At 67.3% G+C, this 17,992-nt stretch carries 16 protein-coding genes and 2 pseudogenes; 11 read left to right on the forward strand and 7 right to left on the reverse strand.

Annotated features, from left to right (window positions below; all coding sequences use genetic code 11):
- Nucleotides 1-49: 49 nt before the first annotated feature.
- Nucleotides 50-151 (forward strand): annotated as a pseudogene (locus A9W96_RS33430) (ATP-binding protein); the annotation flags it as partial.
- A gap of 21 nt (nt 152-172) precedes the next feature.
- On the opposite strand, the pseudogene A9W96_RS33435 reads toward A9W96_RS33430, so the two are convergent.
- Nucleotides 173-349, reverse strand: a pseudogene (locus A9W96_RS33435) (ATP-binding protein); the annotation flags it as partial.
- 59 nt (nt 350-408) lie between these two features.
- A complete protein-coding gene (locus A9W96_RS22590; protein ID WP_066869897.1) occupies nt 409-786 on the reverse strand; it encodes an STAS domain-containing protein in 378 nt (125 codons plus the stop codon).
- A gap of 358 nt (nt 787-1,144) precedes the next feature.
- Here A9W96_RS22590 and A9W96_RS22595 point away from each other — a divergent pair, with 358 nt between their 5' ends.
- From A9W96_RS22595 to A9W96_RS22615, 5 genes are all read left to right on the forward strand, one after another.
- Nucleotides 1,145-2,296 carry a catalase family peroxidase gene (locus tag A9W96_RS22595; protein WP_369830861.1) on the forward strand — a complete coding sequence of 384 codons (1,152 nt, stop codon included), beginning with the start codon at nt 1,145-1,147 and terminating at the stop codon, nt 2,294-2,296.
- On the forward strand, nt 2,293-2,883 hold the full coding sequence (locus A9W96_RS22600; RefSeq protein WP_067143208.1) for a cytochrome b: 591 nt from the start codon (nt 2,293-2,295) through the stop codon (nt 2,881-2,883). The genes A9W96_RS22595 and A9W96_RS22600 overlap by 4 nt, the downstream gene beginning before the upstream one ends.
- 119 nt (nt 2,884-3,002) lie before the next feature.
- A complete protein-coding gene (locus tag A9W96_RS22605) occupies nt 3,003-3,896 on the forward strand; it encodes a fructose bisphosphate aldolase (protein WP_066869952.1) in 894 nt (297 codons plus the stop codon).
- A gap of 74 nt (nt 3,897-3,970) precedes the next feature.
- Nucleotides 3,971-4,792 (forward strand): helix-turn-helix domain-containing protein, encoded by an 822-nt coding sequence (locus A9W96_RS22610; protein ID WP_066869903.1) that lies wholly within the window; start codon nt 3,971-3,973, stop codon nt 4,790-4,792.
- A 181-nt stretch (nt 4,793-4,973) separates the two neighbouring features.
- Nucleotides 4,974-6,593: a GMC family oxidoreductase gene (locus A9W96_RS22615; protein ID WP_082972544.1), complete on the forward strand. Its 1,620-nt coding sequence runs from the start codon at nt 4,974-4,976 to the stop codon at nt 6,591-6,593.
- Here the strand turns inward: A9W96_RS22615 and A9W96_RS22620 are convergent.
- From A9W96_RS22620 to A9W96_RS22630, 3 genes are all read right to left on the reverse strand, one after another.
- Complete coding sequence (locus tag A9W96_RS22620) at nt 6,590-7,663, reverse strand: DUF190 domain-containing protein (protein ID WP_067143212.1); 1,074 nt, start codon at nt 7,661-7,663, stop codon at nt 6,590-6,592. The two genes, A9W96_RS22615 and A9W96_RS22620, sit on opposite strands and share 4 nt — an antisense overlap.
- Nucleotides 7,664-7,741: 78 nt before the next feature.
- A complete protein-coding gene (locus A9W96_RS22625; RefSeq protein ID WP_067143214.1) occupies nt 7,742-8,914 on the reverse strand; it encodes a sulfotransferase in 1,173 nt (390 codons plus the stop codon).
- Nucleotides 8,911-10,008, reverse strand: coding sequence for a DUF1214 domain-containing protein (locus tag A9W96_RS22630; RefSeq protein ID WP_067143219.1), 1,098 nt, complete (start codon nt 10,006-10,008; stop codon nt 8,911-8,913). The genes A9W96_RS22625 and A9W96_RS22630 overlap by 4 nt, the downstream gene beginning before the upstream one ends.
- Nucleotides 10,009-10,071: 63 nt before the next feature.
- On the opposite strand from A9W96_RS22630, the gene A9W96_RS22635 reads away from it, so the two are divergent.
- On the forward strand, nt 10,072-10,668 hold the full coding sequence (locus A9W96_RS22635) for a TetR family transcriptional regulator (protein ID WP_066869916.1): 597 nt from the start codon (nt 10,072-10,074) through the stop codon (nt 10,666-10,668).
- Between the two features lie 10 nt (nt 10,669-10,678).
- Here A9W96_RS22635 and A9W96_RS22640 read toward each other — a convergent pair whose 3' ends face one another.
- Nucleotides 10,679-11,275: a TetR/AcrR family transcriptional regulator gene (locus A9W96_RS22640; protein WP_066869919.1), complete on the reverse strand. Its 597-nt coding sequence runs from the start codon at nt 11,273-11,275 to the stop codon at nt 10,679-10,681.
- 170 nt (nt 11,276-11,445) lie between these two features.
- On the opposite strand from A9W96_RS22640, the gene A9W96_RS22645 reads away from it, so the two are divergent.
- From A9W96_RS22645 to A9W96_RS22655, 3 genes are read left to right on the forward strand one after another with little or no spacing between them, the layout of a single operon-like run.
- A complete protein-coding gene (locus tag A9W96_RS22645; RefSeq protein ID WP_067143222.1) occupies nt 11,446-13,668 on the forward strand; it encodes an acyl-CoA dehydrogenase in 2,223 nt (740 codons plus the stop codon).
- An 8-nt stretch (nt 13,669-13,676) separates the two neighbouring features.
- Nucleotides 13,677-14,885 (forward strand): thiolase family protein, encoded by a 1,209-nt coding sequence (locus A9W96_RS22650; RefSeq protein WP_067143224.1) that lies wholly within the window; start codon nt 13,677-13,679, stop codon nt 14,883-14,885.
- 4 nt (nt 14,886-14,889) lie between these two features.
- On the forward strand, nt 14,890-15,300 hold the full coding sequence (locus tag A9W96_RS22655) for a Zn-ribbon domain-containing OB-fold protein (RefSeq protein WP_067143226.1): 411 nt from the start codon (nt 14,890-14,892) through the stop codon (nt 15,298-15,300).
- A gap of 1 nt (nt 15,301) precedes the next feature.
- On the opposite strand, the gene A9W96_RS22660 is transcribed toward A9W96_RS22655, so the two are convergent.
- Complete coding sequence (locus A9W96_RS22660) at nt 15,302-16,279, reverse strand: LacI family DNA-binding transcriptional regulator (protein WP_156765372.1); 978 nt, start codon at nt 16,277-16,279, stop codon at nt 15,302-15,304.
- 297 nt (nt 16,280-16,576) lie between these two features.
- Between A9W96_RS22660 and A9W96_RS22665 the strand changes: the two genes are divergently transcribed.
- Nucleotides 16,577-17,932 (forward strand): amidohydrolase family protein, encoded by a 1,356-nt coding sequence (locus A9W96_RS22665; protein WP_067143230.1) that lies wholly within the window; start codon nt 16,577-16,579, stop codon nt 17,930-17,932.
- Nucleotides 17,933-17,992: the final 60 nt, after the last annotated feature.

Below are 17,992 nucleotides of genomic sequence, written 5' to 3' on the forward strand. Positions count from 1 at the left end.
GCGGTACTTCTCCCTTGACGACGACCGGTTCAGCGATCTGCTGCTGGCGGTGAACGAGGCGATCGCCAACGCCGCGGAATTCGCCTACGTCGACGCCGCCGAGCGCGGCACGCTCGACGTGCGGGCAGCCTACGACGCGAATGCCGACACCCTCGCGGTGACCGTCGACGACCGCGGCGTTGGCGATCGCCTCGTTCACCGCCAGCAGCAGATCGCTGAACCGGTCGTCGTCAAGGGAGAAGTACCGCTCGAGCCACGCCGCGAATTCGGCGCGGGTGCGGGCCGCGCTGCGCGCGTCGGCGACCACACGCGTCCGTACGAAGCGGGATCGGTCATCGATGTTGGACACGTTCTGCGGCTGGTCAGCGCGTCCCGTCATTCCCAGTTGCATTGCCACCCTGTCGACGCTCACTCACCAGCGATGCCGCTCAGCGCTCCGTCCAGACTGCTGTAGAGCGAGAGCACGCTGTCGATACCCATGAGTTTGATCGGCCTGCTGGTGGCCGAGCCATTGGCGACCACCGCGAACTGCGTCGGCGGCTCGAGCTCGGCCTGCGCGGAAACCAGGACCGTCATCCCGGCCGACGCCAGAAAACCGACTTTGGACAGATCGACGATCAAGGCCGCGGGCTTGGTCGCCAGCGCGGTCTGGATCGCGTCGGCCAGCAGCGGCGAGCTGAGCATGTCGACTTCGCCGGAGACGCTGAGCACGACCGCCTGGTCTACCTGGTGTTTGCCCACTTCAAAAGCGGTTGGATCGACTAAGTCGCCGGTTTGTTCGCCCATGGTCTATCACTCACATTCGGTCCCTTGCGGGACACCGCTAGCCTTCTGAACAGCCACTGCCGTATCCGGGGGCTGTTTATTCAACCCCGCGGGAACACGCTTGCCTACGGAGGAGACGCACCCCGTCGATCTGCGCTGGTAAATGCAGATACAGCTACAAGTGTTTAGTCAATGGTAGGACACGCGGCGTACCACGCTCAAAACGCTGAACGATTTCGGGCGCCGCGACGTAGTCCGGATGTGCGTGACGGCCAGCCTAGAAGTTGCACGGGCCAACGGCCCGTGCGTGAATTGCTTCCACCTGCTTCGCTCTCGCCCCGCGTGGCGTGGCCTGCAGAAATGGGAAGGACGGTCGGCCGTGGGACCCGGTGATCGCGGCGGCGAGCAACACAGCGGCGAGCGGCCCGACGATCCCGGAGAAGACCCGCGCGCGGCGTCGACTTCCGGTGCGCTGAACCGACGGCGCGCACTGCTCGGCATGGGCGCGGTAGCCGGCGCCGCCGCGGTCGACGTCGGTGGCTTCGCCTATGCCGGTGCCTGGCTACGGCCCGGCGCGCTGACGCCGCCCCGATTCACCGATCGCTTCGAGCACGTCTATGGCCGCCACGCCGGGTTCCGGCGAAACCACGCCAAAGGGCTCAGCGCCACCGGCACGTTCGTCAGCACCGGGGCGGCAGCGGGGATCTGCCGGGCCGCGGTCTTCGCGCCCGGAAGCGTTCCCCTGATCGGCCGGTTCTCTCTGTCCGGTGGGTTGCCCGACCAGGCCGACAAGCTCGACACCGTGCGCGGGCTGGGGCTGCTATTCGACGGGCCCGCCGGGCGGCAGTGGCGCACCGCGATGATCAACCTCCCGGTCTTCCCGGACAGCACCCCGCAGGGGTTTTACGACCGGTTGCTGGCGTCCAAGCCGCTACCCGGCACGGGCAAGCCCGACCCGCAGCAGATGGCCGCGTTCCTGCAACGCCATCCCGAGACCGCCGCGGCCATGCGGATCATCAAGCAGGCGCCGCCGAGCACGGGATTCGCCGACAGCGCCTTCCATGCGCTTAACGCCTTTCGGTTCACCAACGGCGCCGGCGCGACGGTGCCGGTGCGCTGGTCGGCGATTCCCCAGCAAGGCGCCGACGTGGCGGCCCTGCCCGCCGGGCCGCCGGCCAAGGACTACCTGTTCGACGCCCTCATCCGGACGCTGGCGCGCACCCCGCTGACCTGGCGGCTGATGCTCACCGTCGGCGAGCCGGGGGACCCGACCGACGACGCCACCAAACCGTGGCCGCCGGGACGGCGCGCCATCGACGCCGGCACCATCACCATCTCCGCGGTCCAGACGGAGGACGCCGGCAACGCGCGCGATATCAACTTCGACCCGCTGGTGCTGCCGGACGGCATCACCGCCTCCGACGACCCGCTGCTCGCGGCGCGCTCGGCGGTGTACGCCCGTTCATTCGGTCGCCGCGCCGGTGAGCCCAAAACGCCCAGCGCAGTCGGCGTCGAAGCGGTCCTGCAATGACTGAGGCGACCGTCGCGCCGCGGTTCACCCTGCTTTCGCGCGTCCTGCACTGGCTGATGGCCCCGATGGTGATCGCGCAGTTGCTCATCGGCGTGACCATGGTCGCCGCCCTGGGCCTGTACCCACGACTACTGGCCATCCACCGGCCGCTGGGCCTGCTGATCCTGGTCTTCGCCCTGGTCCGGCTGGTGAACCGGCTCAGGCACCGGCCACCGCCGTTTTTGGCCACCATGAGCAAGACCGAACGCCGCGTCGCGACGGGATCGGAGTACCTGCTCTACGCCCTGCTGCTCGTGCAGCCCCTGACCGGGTGGGCCATGCTGTCGTCGGCGCGCTTCCCGATCACTCTGCTCGGGCCCGTCGCGCTGCCCGGCATCGCACCGCACAACGTCGACGTCTTCGCGGTCCTGCGCGAGTGCCACGGCGCCTTCGCGCTCCTGCTTTTCCTCGCGTTTACCGCCCACATGACGGCGGTACTCTTCCACACGCTCGTCTTGCGCGACCGGCTCCTCGACCGCATGGCGGTGTGGCGCAGCAAGCCGCCACCCCGCAGCCAGACCGAGGCGCAGACCGACGTCGCAGTCTGACGACCTGCCTGCTCGGGCCCAAAGTGGCCGAATATGATCGGCACGATTCGGACTTGAGCGCGCGGTCACCGGCCGTGGGCGCCGTGCCCGTGAGGGCCATGAGGAACTGGGAGAGTTCAATGTCGAACCAGCAGCAAGCGGAGCGGATGACGGCGGGCAAAGGATTCATCGCGGCGCTCGACCAGAGCGGCGGTTCGACGCCCAAGGCGCTGCGCCTCTACGGCATCCAGGACGACGCCTACTCCTCCGAGAAGGAGATGTTCGACCTCATTCACCAGATGCGCTCGCGGATCATCACGTCCCCGGCGTTCACCGGTGACCGGGTGCTGGCCGCGATCCTGTTCGAGCAGACCATGGACCGCGAGATCGCGGGCAAGCCGTCGACCACCTACCTGTGGGAGACCAAGGGCGTGGTGCCGATCCTCAAGATCGACAAGGGCCTGGCCGACGCGTCCGACGACGTCCAGCTGATGAAGCCGATCCCGGGCCTCGACGAACTGCTGGACCGGGCCGCCGGCCTGGGCGTCTTCGGGACCAAAGAGCGGTCGGTGATCGGCGGTGCCAACCCCAAGGGCATCGCGGCGGTGATCGCCCAGCAGTTCGAGCTGGGCCATCAGGTGCTCTCGCACGGTCTGGTGCCCATCATCGAGCCCGAGGTCACCATCTCGATTTCGGACAAGGCCGAGGCCGAGGGCATCCTGCGCGACGAGATCACCAAGCAGCTCGACTCCGTGCCGGACGGTCAGCGCGTGATGCTCAAGCTGAGCCTGCCCACCGAGGTCAACTTCTACCGTCCTCTGATCGAGCACCCGAAGGTGATGCGGGTGGTCGCCCTGTCCGGCGGTTACTCCCGCGAGGAAGCCAACGACCTGCTGGCCAAGAACACCGGGCTGATCGCCAGCTTCAGCCGCGCGCTGACCGAGGGCCTGACCGTCGACCAGTCCGACGAGCAGTTCAACGCCACCCTGGACAAGGCGATCCAGTCCATCTACGACGCTTCGGTGGCCGGCTGAACCTTCCTGCGGGCCCTCGGTCCTGGTAGTAGCGGGACCACCCGAACGGCGCCCATCGGCGCTAGGGTCACTTCATGCGCGATCAGCAAGCGCTGGCGACGTTCCTGCGAGCACGGCGCGGCTTGTTGAAGCCCGCCGATGTCGGCCTTGTCGGGGGTGAACGCCGGCGGGTGGCTGGCTTGCGCCGCGAGGAAGTCGCGATGCTGGCCGGCATCAGCGCCGAGTACTACCTGCGGCTGGAGCAGGGGCGCGAGCGGCAGCCTTCAGACCAGGTCCTCGAGGGGCTCGCCAGCGCGCTGCAACTCAACGACGATGCCGCCGAATACATGCGGACCCTCACCCATCCCGCCCCCCGCCGACGGCGTCCGGCGGCAGCGAAGGTGGACCCTAGCCTGCAGGGGCTGCTCGACACCTGGCATCTGACTCCCGCTTATGTGCAGGACCGTCATATGAACATCCTGCTGGGCAACTCGATGGCGCGGGCGCTCATTCCGTACTTCGCGCCGGGCTCCAATCATCTGCGGTTCATCTTCTTGGACCCCGAGTTGCGCAAGTGGCTTCGTAACTGGGACGAGGTCGCCGGCATTCTGGTGTCCTGGTTGCGCTTCAACATCGCCGAGGAGAGTCCCGGCGATCCGGAACTGCAAAAGCTGATCGGCGAGTTGAGCATCGCCAGTCACGACTTCCGCACGCTGTGGGCCCGCCAGGACGTCAAACAGAAGACCAGTGGCATGGGGCTGATAAATCACCCGCAGGTGGGCCCGCTCGACCTGCACTACCGCGCCTTCGTTCTTCCCGAAACACGGCAGGCGCTGGTCACCTACTACGCGGAAGCCGGTTCACCGTCGGAAGAGCGGCTGCGTCTGCTCTCCAGCCTCGCGCAGCCCACGACTTAGACCCTGGGCGCCATGCGCTCCTAGCGCGCGCCAATTGAACTGCAGCGCGGGCTATCTCGCTTCACGTCGCCGCGCTGCCTAGCCGCCGCGCTACCAGGAACGACGGGGCCTGGATGCGCCCTGGAGCACCCGACATGCTGATTGCAACAAACCGACGGCCAAGGAGCAATCGACGGTGGGCATGGCATCTGCAGAAACCAATTCGGCGGCGGCGCAGGACTTTCAGGCGCGGGTGCGGGCAAATCAGCAGCGCCTCACGGGCGAGCTGAAACCGTGTTACGACTTCATCGTGTGCGGAGCCGGGTCGTCGGGTTCGGTCGTCGCGGGACGCCTGGCCGAGAATCCGGAGGTCAGTGTGCTTTTGGTGGAGGCGGGCGGCGATGACGACATACCGGCCGTCACCCAGGCCAACCAGTGGCCCTACAACCTCGGCAGTGAACGCGATTGGGGCTTTCGTGCCGTACCGAACCCGCACATCAACGGGCGGTCCATTCCGATGTCGATGGGCAAGGTGCTGGGTGGGGGATCCAGCATCAACGTCATGTGCTGGGCGCGCGGCCACAAGAACGACTGGGACTTCTTCGCCGACCAAGCCGGGGATCCGGGCTGGGGCTACGACGCAGTTCTCGACATCTATCGCCGCATCGAAGACTGGCATGGCCCCGCCGATCCCGCCTACCGGGGCACCGGTGGACCGGTGTTCGTGCAGCCCGCTCCCGAACCGAGCCCGCTGGCACCGGCCACGCTATTGGCCGCGCGTTCGATCGGGATTCCCACTTTCGAAAATCCCAACGGGCGCATGATGGAAGGGCCCGGCGGGGCGGCCATTGAAGATATCCGCGCGCGCAACGGCAAGCGGGAGTCGATATTTCGTTCCTACACGTATCCGCTCATGGATCGGCCCAACCTGACGGTGCTCACCGAGGCCCTCGTGACCCGGGTGGTCTTCGATGCGAACCGCGCTACCGGGGTCCAGATCCGGTATCGCGGGTCGACGCTCGTCGTCGGCGCCGAGTGCGAGGTGGTGCTGTCCCTGGGGGCCATCCATACCCCGAAGGTGTTGATGCAATCGGGGATCGGCGACGAGGGACAGCTGCACGCCTTCGGAATCCCTGTGCGCCAGCATCTTCCGGGTGTGGGCCGCAACTTCCAGGACCATGTGGCTATCCACTGCGTGTGGCAGGACCGGGTGCCGCTGCCGCCGCGCAACACCATGTCGGAGGCGACGGTGTATTGGACCATGTCGGATGCCGAGACGCCGGACGTGTTCATCTGCCAGGCCGAGGTGCCGATCGGCACCGACGAGACGATTGCCAGATTCGGCCTCCCACAGTCCGGTTGGACGCTGTTCGCCGGTGTGGCACACCCGAGGAGTCGTGGACACCTCCGGCTGACCGGACCACACCCGGATGATCCGATCCGCATCCACGCCAATACTTTTGGTGATCCCGACGACCTCAATGCGGCGTTAGCCGCGGTGGAGTTGTGCCGCGAACTCGGGAACTCGCAGGCCCTGTGCCCGTTCGTCAGCCGGGAGGTGACACCCGGCAACCTGAAGGGCCGTGACCTCGAGGGCTTCGTCCGCGACGCCGCGACCAGTTACTGGCATCAGAACGGTACGGCCAAGATGGGCCGCGATTCGGATGCCGTCGTCGACGCATCACTGCGCGTCTACGGGATCGAGAAGCTGCGCGTCGCCGACGCGTCGGTGATGCCGGGAATCACCACCGGCAACACCATGGCGCCCAGCGTGATCATCGGCGAGCGCGCCGCCGCGATGCTCGTCGCGGACCACTCCTAGTAGCGGTGCCGGGCCATGCGCGGGGGCCCGGAGTCACCGTCGTCGGAGACCAGTGCGGGCACCATCTCGCTGGTCACCAGGCCCTCGTGTCGGGTCGCTTCGTCGATGACGGCGAAGGATTCGGCGATGTTGGCCGGCGTATCGATCACCACGGTGACGACGGGAACCCGGCGGGTCAACGAGAGCAATCCGTCGCCGTGGGGCGGGTGGTCGCCGTGGAACCCCCAGACGCCGCGCAGCACGGTCGCGCCGTCGACGGTCTTGGCTTGGCGCAGCCGCTGGACGATCGCGCGGTGTATCGGCACACCCGCATGGTGCGCCGATTCCGAGGTGTAGATCGTCAGCTGCTGGAACAGCGGCAGGCCGCGCTCGTCGACGCCGGGCAGGGCGTGCGGCCGCTCCAGAAACCGGCCGTCGCGCTTGCACACCCGGACCCGTTCGACGGTGAACAGCGGCCTGCGCAGCAGTTGGCCGAGCTCCGGTAGCACCCGACCGATGCGCTCGCCGGAGCCGACGACCACGATCATCATCGGCACATCGGCGTTGCGGCCAAAGAAGTTCGCGCGCTGGCGTTCTCCGTGTGCGACGCCGTCCACCCCGAGCAATACCGTGGCGCCGGCCAGGCCGCGCCGGTGCATCAAGTCGCACAGCGCGATGTAGGCGGGCGAGCCGTCGACGCGCTGCTTGCGCCCGACGTAGATCGTCAACTTGACGGCGTCGTGCAGATCCTCGGGTAGCCGCGGTGACCCGATGTCGTCGTGCAGCAGCCGAGCACGTTCCAGGGTCACCAGGCCTCGCTGCTTGACGCTCAGCACCGGGTCGAGCAGCGCCTCGATCTTCGCTCGCGTGTCGACCGCGATGATCGCCACGGGCGGGTCCTCGGACAACGTCAGCGACTCGTCGGTGCGCAGATAGTGACCGGTGCCGAACCCGCCGATGCCGCGCAGCAGGACGCCGCAGGCGATTCGGTGCCGCGCGTACAGGCCGAGCAGCACATCGGAGACGAAACTGTCCTCGGTCCGCCTGCGCTCGGCCAGATAGGTGGTGAGCTTCAGGCAATCGTCGTCCATCGCCGCTCCCGTCGCCCTTGCGCCGAGCCTACCGTTCGCAGACGTCAAGCGTCGCAGCGGTGTTCGGTGTGACCTACCTCAGCGCAGCTGCTCGGTGGGCACGCCGTAGCGGTCCTGGTAGGCGCTCACTCGCTCACGCACTTCGACGGCGTCCAGCCCGGTGTCCGCCCAGGTGTATCGGCTGCGCCCGCCGTCCGAGGGGTGGGAGGCGAGGAAGTCGCGCATCTTCTGCTCGGCATCGGGGCGCAGCTCGCGGTCCATCCGCTGGTAGATGTCCTTGATCGTGGTCCAGGGGTCGTTCATGAAGTCGGCGAACTGCACGTCGATCACCCGGTCCGCGGGCACGGCGCCGCTGTCCCGCAAGGCCATCTCACGCTCCAGGCCGACGATGATCTCCTCGTAGGACTGGGCCGCGCACTCGGTGATGCTGGATTCGTCGCTGCACATCCGGCGCAGGTGATGGGTGAGCGCGGCGATCGACGATATGACGTTGAGTGGGTCGCGGTGGGTCTGCACGATCAACGCGTCCGGGTATTCGGCCAGCAAGACGTCCAGCTGCCACAGGTGGGCGGGCGACTTCAACAGCCACTGACCGGACACACCGGATTGCAAGTGCTGCAGGAAGATTCGGTGGAAGCGATAGGCGCCGGCATGGTCGGCTTCGTACATCAGCCAACGGTAGTAGCTCGGCAGCCGATACTGCACCGAGAAGATCATGCTGACGAACTCGGCCGCGGTGATGCGCACACACTCCTGGCCGACCAGCGCTCCCATCGGATGAAAGGCCAAGAACCCCGGCATGATCTGTTCGGAAAGGTCGATGCCGGCCTGGGTCTGGGCGATGCGGGGATCGCTGTGATAGGCCTCGGGCTGCGGCACCGGACAGGGCTCGTCGACCTCCCACGTCAGCGGCGCCCGCAGCTCGGGATCCTGGGCGAGCAGGTCGTAGAGAATCGTGGTCCCGGTGCGCGGCTGGCCGACGATGAAGATCGGCGCCTTGACCTCCTCGCGGGAGACCTCGGGATGTTCTTTGCGCCAAGCGATTACGCCGAGCCGGTTCTTCAGCGCCCGCATCAGGTCAAGGTGGGCGATCTCGACACCGATGTCGGATAGCCGGGCGTCGTTGATCAGCCCGTCGGTCACCCGGTGCAATCCGGGCCGCCAACCCTCGTCGCCGAAGTCGTCGCTGCCGACTTCGTCGCAGGCGGCGGCGATCAATCGTTCCGGAGCGAAGCGGTCCTGCAATGTCATTTCCGCTCCTCGGCCTCGCGCACGGACACGGTGACCTCGGGCGGGCTCGGATTGTCCAGCCAGCGCACGACGATGAAGCCGCGATGCCGGCCACCGGTGTCGAGCCAGTGGCCAAACCCGAAGTCTTCGGCCGCGATTGCGATCCGCACCCGCCCGTCGGCGTTGGGCTGGACGCCGCGGTTGGTCACCGAGCTGTGCCGGCGATGCGGCTCCAGGCATTCGTGCCAAATGCTTTCCAGCGTGACGTTCCAGTACCGGGTGTCGGGCGGGACGATGTCCAGGACGAGGGCCTGACCGGGTTCGAGCCGAAAGGTGCCCATCATGTACAGGTTGTCCGGCGTGGTGTCGGCCGCACCCAGGTCGGCGGCTTGGGCGGTCAGCAACGTATTTGGCGTGTGCAGGAGTTCCGGCTTGATGGTGCGGTGCAGGGTCGCGAGTTTCATCATCGACCATGCCATCGCGGTGAATTGGTCGGCGAGCCCGTCGTCGGTCAGCGTCGGCACGGGCCCGGGGTCCAGCGCCTCGATCCGCAGCGTCGCCAATTCCTCGTTCGACCGGTCACCGATGTATTCCCGGACGACCACCGACGAGGCGTCGTCGGGGATCTTCACCCACTGAGCGCCGGCCAGATCGGCGGGTTCGTCGGCCGCGAGCACGAGCGTGAACTCACCGGAGTCGAGCGCCAGGTCGATGTCGCTCAGGTAGGCCGCCATCCGCCGCGGGGTGAGTCCGGTCCCGGCCAGGATCTGGAATCCCAGGTAAGCGCTGGAGCCGCGGGTGCCGGTGATGCGGTAGCGGCGGTCGCCGCGAATCATCGCCAGGTAATATTTGCCGTCCGGGTTGGGGCCCCCGACCATCCGGTTCTCCGAGCACATATCGAAGAACGACGGCCGCTCGGGGTCGGATTCGACCGTCATCTGCGCGCACAGCGCTGACACCCGGGCGACCACGCGCAGACCCTCGGCCAGTTCCCGCGCCGACTCGGCATCCTCGGTCACGATCTTGGTGACGTCGGCCAGCATCTGCTGGAAGAACTCCCACGCGGCGCGCGCCTTAGGGGCCGGCTGATCGGACGAAGCGGTGATCTGAGACATCGTCTCATGCTAAGACTATGTCTTACGATTGTGGGGACGATTCGCAGGAAACAGGGTGGGGACATGTCAAGTGCAGCGTCCGCTACGCCGTCGCTGGCCCAGCGCAAGCGTGCGGCGATGCGCCAGCGCATCGCCACGGCGGCCGCCCAGCTGGTCGCCAGCCGGGGTCTGGCGGGGGCCACGGTGGACCGCATCGCCGACACCGCCGACATTGGCCGGGCAACGTTCTTCCGCTACTTCAATTCCAAGGAAGACGCCGTCGCCGAGGGCATGAACGCCCACTGGCTGGACCGGATCACCGCCGCGCTGGCCGCCCAACCACCGCAGCTGACCGCCATCGAAGCGGTAGCCGGCGCCTTCGGTGAGCTCGCCCGTGGCTTCGCCGAGATCGAAACGCAGATCCGCGAATTGGCCACGCTGACAAGGTCATCCGACACGCTGGACGCGTGGACGCTGCATATCTATGTGCGCTATGAGCTGGCGATCGCCGAGCTCATCGCGCCCCGCATGCCCAACCTGACCCCGCAGGACCCGCGGCCACGCCTGATCGGGGCGCTGGCGATGGCGGCGGTGCGCGTCGCGCTGGACGACTGGCTGAGCCACGGGGGTTCGTTGCCCGACCGGGTGCGCCGGGGCCTGGCCGCGGTGTCGGTCGGCTGACGCGCGACGGTCAGGCGACGGTGAGCGCCTCCACGATGAGCCGGGTGGTCCGTTCGGCGCGGCGGCGCGAGTAGGGCTGCGCGCCGGAAAGGATCGGGTACACCACCCCACCGACGATGGCATCCGCAGCCGATTCCGCGGTGGCCTCGTCGATGCCGTCGGCCCGGAGCCGGGCCCGCACGCTGTCGTGTAGCGGCGCACTGAATCCGGCGCGCAGCTTGACGGCGGTGTCCTCGTGTTCCATGCAGGCCACCGTCAGCGTGCGCAGCATGGCCGAACCGCGCGGCGTCGTCAGGCTGGCGAACAACTTGCCCACCCAGCCCACCAGGTCGGCGGCCAGGTTGCCACTGTGGTTGACCGACGCGAGCAATTTGTCGGCATCTTCGAGCATCACGTCGGCGACTAGCGCGGGGCGAGTGGGCCACCATCGATAGATGGTCTGCTTGCCCACGCCGGCGCGCGCGGCGACCGCCTCGATGGTCAGCCCGTCGAAGCCGCGCTCGAGCAGCAGTTCTCGCGTGGCGGTGACGATCGCCGTGCGCGACTTCTCGCTGCGTCTGCGAGGCGAGCCCGCCGCCGTGTTCACCGCGTCGAGATCGGTTGGCATCTGGTGGTCCTCGCTTCTGCGAACTCAGATCGAACGCCCCTCGCGGGGATCGGGTGCGCTTTACATATCCCGATTCGCCCCGGTAGTCTGCCACAAGACGAGACGGTCCGTCTTGTAACGAAAGGATAGCAGTCGGTGCGGCCAACGCCAGTTATCTCTCGGCCGTCCTCGTGAGTCTGGGACTGAGTCCGGAGCAGCAGGAGCTCAGCGACGCCGTCGGACAATTCGCCGCCCGGCATGCCCCCATCGCCACCACGCGCGACAGCTTCGGCGACCTCGCGGCCGGACGAGTCCCCGAATGGTGGGATGCTCTGGTTGCCAACGGGTTCCACGCCGTGCATCTGCCCGAAGACCTCGGCGGCCAAGGCGGGGAACTGATCGACGCCGCATGCGTTCTGGAATCGGCGGGCATTTCGCTGCTCCCCGGCCCGCTGCTGCCGACGGTCAGCGCCGGAGCCGCCACACTGCTCGCCGATCCGACGCCGAGCGCCCAGTCATTCCTTCGGGACCTGGCAGCCGGCGCCACCGCGGCGATCGTGCTACCCGGGGACGGCTTCTCGGCGCGCCTCGACGGCGGCAACTGGCGGATCAGCGGAGCTTCACCCGTCACCCTCGGGGTGTGCGCGGCGCGAACGATCCTGCTCGGGGCCCATACCGATGACGGCGACATAGTCTGGGCGCTGGTGGACACCGAAAGCCCCACGGCCACAGTCGAACCCGTAATCGGCACCGACCTCGTCGCCGACGCCGGCATCCTGCGGCTCGACGACCACAGCGTCACCGACACCGAGGTGCTTACCGGCCTCGACAGCGAGCGTGCCCGCTGTGTGGTCGTGGGGCTCGTCGCCAGCACGACCGCCGGCATCGTTGCGTGGTGCCTGCGGACCGTCACCGCGCACCTGCGTATCCGCGAGCAGTTCGGCAAGGTGATCGGCACGTTTCAGGCGTTGCAGCACAACGCGGCAATGCTGTTGGTGAGCAGCGAGTTGGCCACCGCGGCGGCCTGGGACGCGGTCCGCGCCGTCGGCGAATCACTCGACCAGCATCGGATAGCCGCGGCCGGCGCGGCCGTGATCGCGATCTCGCCCGCGCCGGACCTGGTGCTCGACGCGTTGACGATGCTCGGCGCCATCGGTTTCACCTGGGAACACGACGTGCACCTGTACTGGCGGCGAGCCATCAGCCTGGCGGGATCGATCGGCCCGGCGAATCGCTGGGCGCGACGGCTGGGGGAGCTGACATGCACCCAGACGCGCGACATGTCGGTCAATCTCGGCGATGCGGAGGCCGAATTCCGTTCCTGGGTGGCCGAAACGCTGGATGCGGCCCTGCAGTTGAGCAACGACAAACCCGCACCGCACGGTGACTACGCCGACCAGGCGTCGGGGCCACAGCGCACTTTGCTCGCCGACGCCGGTCTGATTGTGCCGCACTGGCCGGCGCCGTGGGGCGTGGATGCGGGCCCGTTGAAGCAGCTCATCATCGACGAGGAGTTCGCCAAGCGGCCCGGGCTGGTCCGGCCGTCGCTGAACATCGCCGAGTGGATCCTGCCCTCGGTGCTGGCCGCCGCGCCAAAAGAGTTGCAGGAGAGGTTGATTCCGCCGACCCAGCGGGGTGACATTCATTGGTGCCAACTGTTCAGCGAGCCAGGGGCCGGTTCGGACCTCGCGTCGCTGGCCACCCGGGCCACCAAGGTCGACGGCGGCTGGCGGATCAACGGCCACAAGATCTGGACGTCGCTGGCCCAATACGCCGACCTGGGTGGACTGCTCGCCCGCACCGACCCCGAAGCCAGCAAGCACCGCGGCATCGGCTATTTCATCCTCGATATGCGTTCCCCCGGGGTCGAGATCCAGCCGATCAAGACCGCGACCGGGCAGGCGCACTTCAACGAGGTGTTCCTCAACGACGTCTTCGTCCCCGACGAGATGCTGCTGGGCGGACCCACCGACGGCTGGAGCCTCGCGATCGCCACGATGGCCGAAGAGCGCACGGCCATCAGCGGATACGTCAAGTTCGACCGGGCCGTCGCCCTGCGCCGGCTGGCCGCGCAACCCGGACCCGATCGGGACGACGCGTTGCGCGAGCTCGGCGAGCTCGACGCCTACACCAACGCGATCAGGGCGCTCGGGGTGCGGGAAACAATTCGGCTGCTCGACGGCCAGGCGTCCGGCCCGGCGTCCAGCATCGCCAAGGTCGCGATGAATGTGCTGCTGCGCCGCACCTTCCAGGCCACGCTGCAGCTGACCGGGCAGGTCGCGATGGTCGACGACCCCGCCGCCGCGGTCGTGGAACCCTACCTGCACCTGCCGGCCGAGCTGATCGGAGGCGGGACGAGGGAGATCCAGCTGAACATCATCGCGCAGATGATCCTCGGACTACCCCGAAAGTAAGGCACGGCATGGGATTACGCGGAGAAGCCGCGATCGTCGGATACGTCGAGCTGCCGCCCGAGCGGCTCAACAAGGCCTCGCCCGCGCCGTTCGTCCTCGAGCAGTGGGCGGAGCTGGGCGCCGCCGCGCTCGAGGATGCCGGCCTGCCGGGAGATGTCGTCAACGGCATCGTGGCGTCGCACCTGGCCGAGTCGGAGATCTTCGTCCCCTCCACGATCGCCGAATACCTCGGTGTGGGAGCGAGATTCGCCGAGCACGTCGATCTGGGTGGGGCCAGCGCCGCGGCCATGGTGTGGCGCGCGGCCGCGGCCGTCGAGCTGGGGATCTGCGACGCGGTGCTGTGCGCGCTGCCCGCCCGCTACATCACGCCGTCGTCCAAGAAGAAGCCCCGGCCCATGGCCGACGCCATGTTCTTCGGTTCGTCGAGCAACCAATACGGCTCGCCCCAAGCCGAATTCGAGATCCCCTACGGCAACCTCGGCCAGAACGGACCGTACGGCCAGGTGGCGCAGCGCTACGCCGCGGTCTACGGCTACGACGAGCGTGCGATGGCCAAGATCGTCGTCGATCAGCGCGTCAACGCCAATCACACCGACGGCGCGATCTGGAAGGATAAGCCGCTGACCGTCGACGACGTACTCGCCAGCCCGGTCATCGCCGACCCGCTGCACATGCTCGAGATCGTCATGCCCTGCGTCGGGGGCGCCGCGGTCGTCGTCGCCAGCGCCGACGTCGCCAGGCGGTCGCGCAATCGCCCGGTGTGGATCAAGGGATTCGGCGAACACGTGCCGTTCAAGACCCCGACGTACGCCGAGGATCTGCTGCACACTCCGATCGCCGCCGCGGCGGACACCGCGTTCGCCATGACCGAGCTGAGCCGCGAACAGATGGACATGGTGTCGATCTATGACTGTTACACCATCACCGTACTGCTCTCCCTGGAAGATGCCGGCTTCTGCGAAAAGGGCAAGGGCATGGAATTCGTCGCCAACCACGACCTGACCTTCCGCGGCGATTTCCCACTCAACACCGCAGGCGGGCAATTGGGCTTCGGCCAAGCGGGATTGGCCGGCGGAATGCACCACGTCTGCGACGCCACCCGCCAGATCATGGGCCGCGCGGGCGCCGCGCAGATCGCCGACTGCAACCGGGCGTTCGTGTCCGGCAACGGGGGCATCCTGTCCGAGCAGACGACGCTGATCCTGCAAGGGGACTGAGGAGATGAATTTCGAACGGCCCATGCCCGTCAAAACGCCCACCAGCGCGCCGTTTTGGGATGCGCTCGGCGAGCATCGCATTGTCATTCAGTATTCGCCGTCGCTACAGGCCTATGTGTTCTACCCGCGAGTGCGCGCGCCGCGCACCCTGGCCGACGACCTGGAATGGCGCGAGATTTCCGGGATGGGGACGCTGTACTCCTACACCGTCGCGCACCGGCCGGTCAGCCCGCATTTCGCCGATGCCGTGCCCCAGTTGCTCGCAATCGTCGAATGGGAAGAGGGCCCAAGGTTTTCCACCGAGCTGGTCAACGTCGACCCGGCCCGCCTCAGGGTCGGAATGCGGGTGAGGCCGGTGTTCTGCGACTACCCGGAGCACGACGTCACGCTGCTGCGTTACGAGCCCGCCGACTGAGTCAGGTCGACGACCGCACCACGAGGTGGGCGATGTCGGTCAGCTCCGGAGACGGTGGGGCGGGATGGCCCAGCCGCTCGAATACGGCGGCAAGGGCGGCGTCGGCGACCGCGCAGGGATCGAATTGCACAGTGGTCAGCGGCGGAGTGCTCACCATGCCCATCGGGCTGGCGTCGACGCCCATCACGGCGAGGTCCCCGGGACAGCGCAGCCGTGCTTGGTGGATACCGTAGAGGACCAGGCAGGCGATCTCGTCGCTCTGGGCGCATACCGCGGTCACTCCCTCGCCCACCCAGGCGCTGACCACGTCGGCGGCGTTGTCCAAGGTGACCTCGTCGACGCGCACCGGCGGCAGGTCGCGCGACTGCGCCGCGCGTGACACACCCTCGAACCAGTAGTCACCCAGCGGGCGCCACCGGGCAATCCCGGTGTAGGCGAACGCGATTCGGCGATGACCACGCTCGACCAGGTGCTCGACGCGCATCTCGCCCACCGACAGGTGCGGGTTCTTGAGCGCGGGCAATGTCCCGATCTCGATATGGGGGATACCCGCCTTCGTCACCGCTTGACGGGCGGCCGCACTCAACGGGAACAGGCTGGTGATCGCGACCGGGTCGAGATTTCCGATCGCGTCGACCACATGCTGGTCGTCGTCGGTCTCGAAGATCTGCACCTGAAGAAAACCCTCGCGGGCCAGTGCGGTGGTCATGTGACTGCCGGCCTGCATCGGCATCTCGCCCACGGCCACGTGCGGGACCACGTAGAGCACCACACCGCTTTTGCCGCGCGCCAGGTTGCGGGCGGCGAGATTGGGCCGGTATCCCAGCAGTTTGGCCGCGCGGTACACCGCATCGCGGGTTTCGGGGGAGATGCGCCGGCCCTGCGCGTTGTTCAGCACATAACTGACTGTGGCGGTCGACACGCTGGCCAACCGGGCCACGTCGGCGGTGGTCGGACGCGCAGCCTTAGTGTTGCTCAACTTCCGTCACCTTCCCGGCCGGTCATCCCCCATCGTGGCACGCGGCGGCAAAGCGCATCGCGCGATGCCGCGTGGGGAGTCCGCACGCAGCGCTATCGCTTGGACTAATAGTCTTTATGCGAAGACCGAGCGGCAATGATCTGCCAGCGATGAACCGGTGCCGCTGCATGCCGACCCGGCGTTGGCACAGCCGCGATTCGGGTGGAAACCGTGGCGACCCGCACCTGACGCCGCGGTTGACACTGTGACTCACACCATTGTCTACTAGTCGCTGATGACCCGATCGAGGAGCGCGGCATGAACAAGGACGATCTGATCCTGATCAGCGTGGACGACCACATCGCCGAGCCCGCTGACATGTTCGACGCCCACGTTCCCGCCGCCTATAAGGACCGAGCCCCGCGGGTGGTTCTCGAGCCCGACGGCATCCAGCAGTGGTACTACGGTGAGATCCGCGGACGCAACATGGGGCTGAACGCCGTCGCGGGAAAACCGCGCGAGATGTACAACATCGACGCCTCACGCTACGACGAGATGCGGCCGGGCTGCTTCAACGTCGACGAGCGGGTGCGGGACATGAATGCCGGCGGCCAGCTGGCGGGGCTGAACTTCCCGAACTTCACCGGCTTTTCCGGCCAGGTCCTCAACCAGGGCCCCGACCGCGACACGAACCTGGTGATGATCAAGGCCTACAACGACTGGCACGTCGACGAATGGTGCGGGGCCTACCCGGGCCGGTTCATCCCGTGCGGCATCCTGCCGTTGTTCGACGTGACCGAGGCCGCCAAGGAAGTCAAGCGCCTCGCTGGCAAGGGCTGCCACGCGGTCACCTTCTCGGAGAACCCAGAAGCCTTGCAAATGCCCAGCATTCACACCAAATACTGGTATCCGTTGTTCGAGGCCGTCTGCGAACACAACACGGTGCTGTGCACCCATGTGGGGTCAGCGTCGCGCTCTCCCCAGGTGTCGACGGACGCCCCGCCCAGCGTGCAGATGACGGCCTCGTCGATGATGAGCATGTTCACCTTCACCGAGCTCATCTGGGCGGAGTTCTGGGCCGACTTCCCGCAACTGAAGTTCTCGCTGACCGAGGGCGACGTCGGCTGGATACCGTACTTCCTCTGGCGGGCCGAACACGTCTACAACCGTCACTCGGGGTGGACGCTGGCGACCTTCCCACCCGGATACGACGGACCCACCGATGTGTTCAAGCGGCACTTCTACACCTGCTTCATCAGCGACAAGGTGGGCGTGCAGAACATGAACTGGTTCAACGAGGACATGCTGTGCTGGGAGTCCGACTTCCCGCATTCGGACAGCAACTGGCCCTTCGCCCCAGAGGACGTCATCGCCACCATGGGCCACCTCGACGACACGGTCATCGACAAGATCACCCACCAAAACGCCGTGGCCGCATACTCATTCGATCCGTTCCGGTACATCCCGAAAGACCACGCCCGGGCCGGCTACCTACGCGCGCAGGCCACCGACGTCGATGTGGTCACCCACGTCGGCCGCCAAGCCAGCCAGCGCGACCGTGACGCGTGGACGCGGATGACCCAGTTCGCGCTGCAGGCGCAGGCCTCCGCGCAGGCGCCGGTCACGGTCGAGGCGTCCGGAATCGCTGGACGCGCGACCACCCTGGGCAACTGAGCGTGGGGGCCGAGGCGCCGTTCGCGGGCTGGCGCGTGCTGGAGTTGTGCAACGGCCTGC

The sequence above is a fragment of the Mycobacterium sp. 1245852.3 genome (assembly GCF_001669335.1).
GTDB classification, from domain to species: domain Bacteria; phylum Actinomycetota; class Actinomycetes; order Mycobacteriales; family Mycobacteriaceae; genus Mycobacterium; species Mycobacterium europaeum_A.

Coding starts and splice junctions, on each gene's coding strand:
- A9W96_RS22615 (WP_082972544.1), top strand. CDS start 4,974: ATGGCATCTGCAGAAACCAATTCGGCGGCGGCGCAGGACTTTCAGGCG.
- A9W96_RS22620 (WP_067143212.1), bottom strand. CDS start 7,663: ATGGACGACGATTGCCTGAAGCTCACCACCTATCTGGCCGAGCGCAGG.
- A9W96_RS22610 (WP_066869903.1), top strand. CDS start 3,971: ATGCGCGATCAGCAAGCGCTGGCGACGTTCCTGCGAGCACGGCGCGGC.
- A9W96_RS22590 (WP_066869897.1), bottom strand. CDS start 786: ATGGGCGAACAAACCGGCGACTTAGTCGATCCAACCGCTTTTGAAGTG.
- A9W96_RS22640 (WP_066869919.1), bottom strand. CDS start 11,275: ATGCCAACCGATCTCGACGCGGTGAACACGGCGGCGGGCTCGCCTCGC.
- A9W96_RS22635 (WP_066869916.1), top strand. CDS start 10,072: ATGTCAAGTGCAGCGTCCGCTACGCCGTCGCTGGCCCAGCGCAAGCGT.
- A9W96_RS22625 (WP_067143214.1), bottom strand. CDS start 8,914: ATGACATTGCAGGACCGCTTCGCTCCGGAACGATTGATCGCCGCCGCC.
- A9W96_RS22650 (WP_067143224.1), top strand. CDS start 13,677: ATGGGATTACGCGGAGAAGCCGCGATCGTCGGATACGTCGAGCTGCCG.
- A9W96_RS22655 (WP_067143226.1), top strand. CDS start 14,890: ATGAATTTCGAACGGCCCATGCCCGTCAAAACGCCCACCAGCGCGCCG.
- A9W96_RS22605 (WP_066869952.1), top strand. CDS start 3,003: ATGTCGAACCAGCAGCAAGCGGAGCGGATGACGGCGGGCAAAGGATTC.
- A9W96_RS22630 (WP_067143219.1), bottom strand. CDS start 10,008: ATGTCTCAGATCACCGCTTCGTCCGATCAGCCGGCCCCTAAGGCGCGC.
- A9W96_RS22600 (WP_067143208.1), top strand. CDS start 2,293: ATGACTGAGGCGACCGTCGCGCCGCGGTTCACCCTGCTTTCGCGCGTC.
- A9W96_RS22665 (WP_067143230.1), top strand. CDS start 16,577: ATGAACAAGGACGATCTGATCCTGATCAGCGTGGACGACCACATCGCC.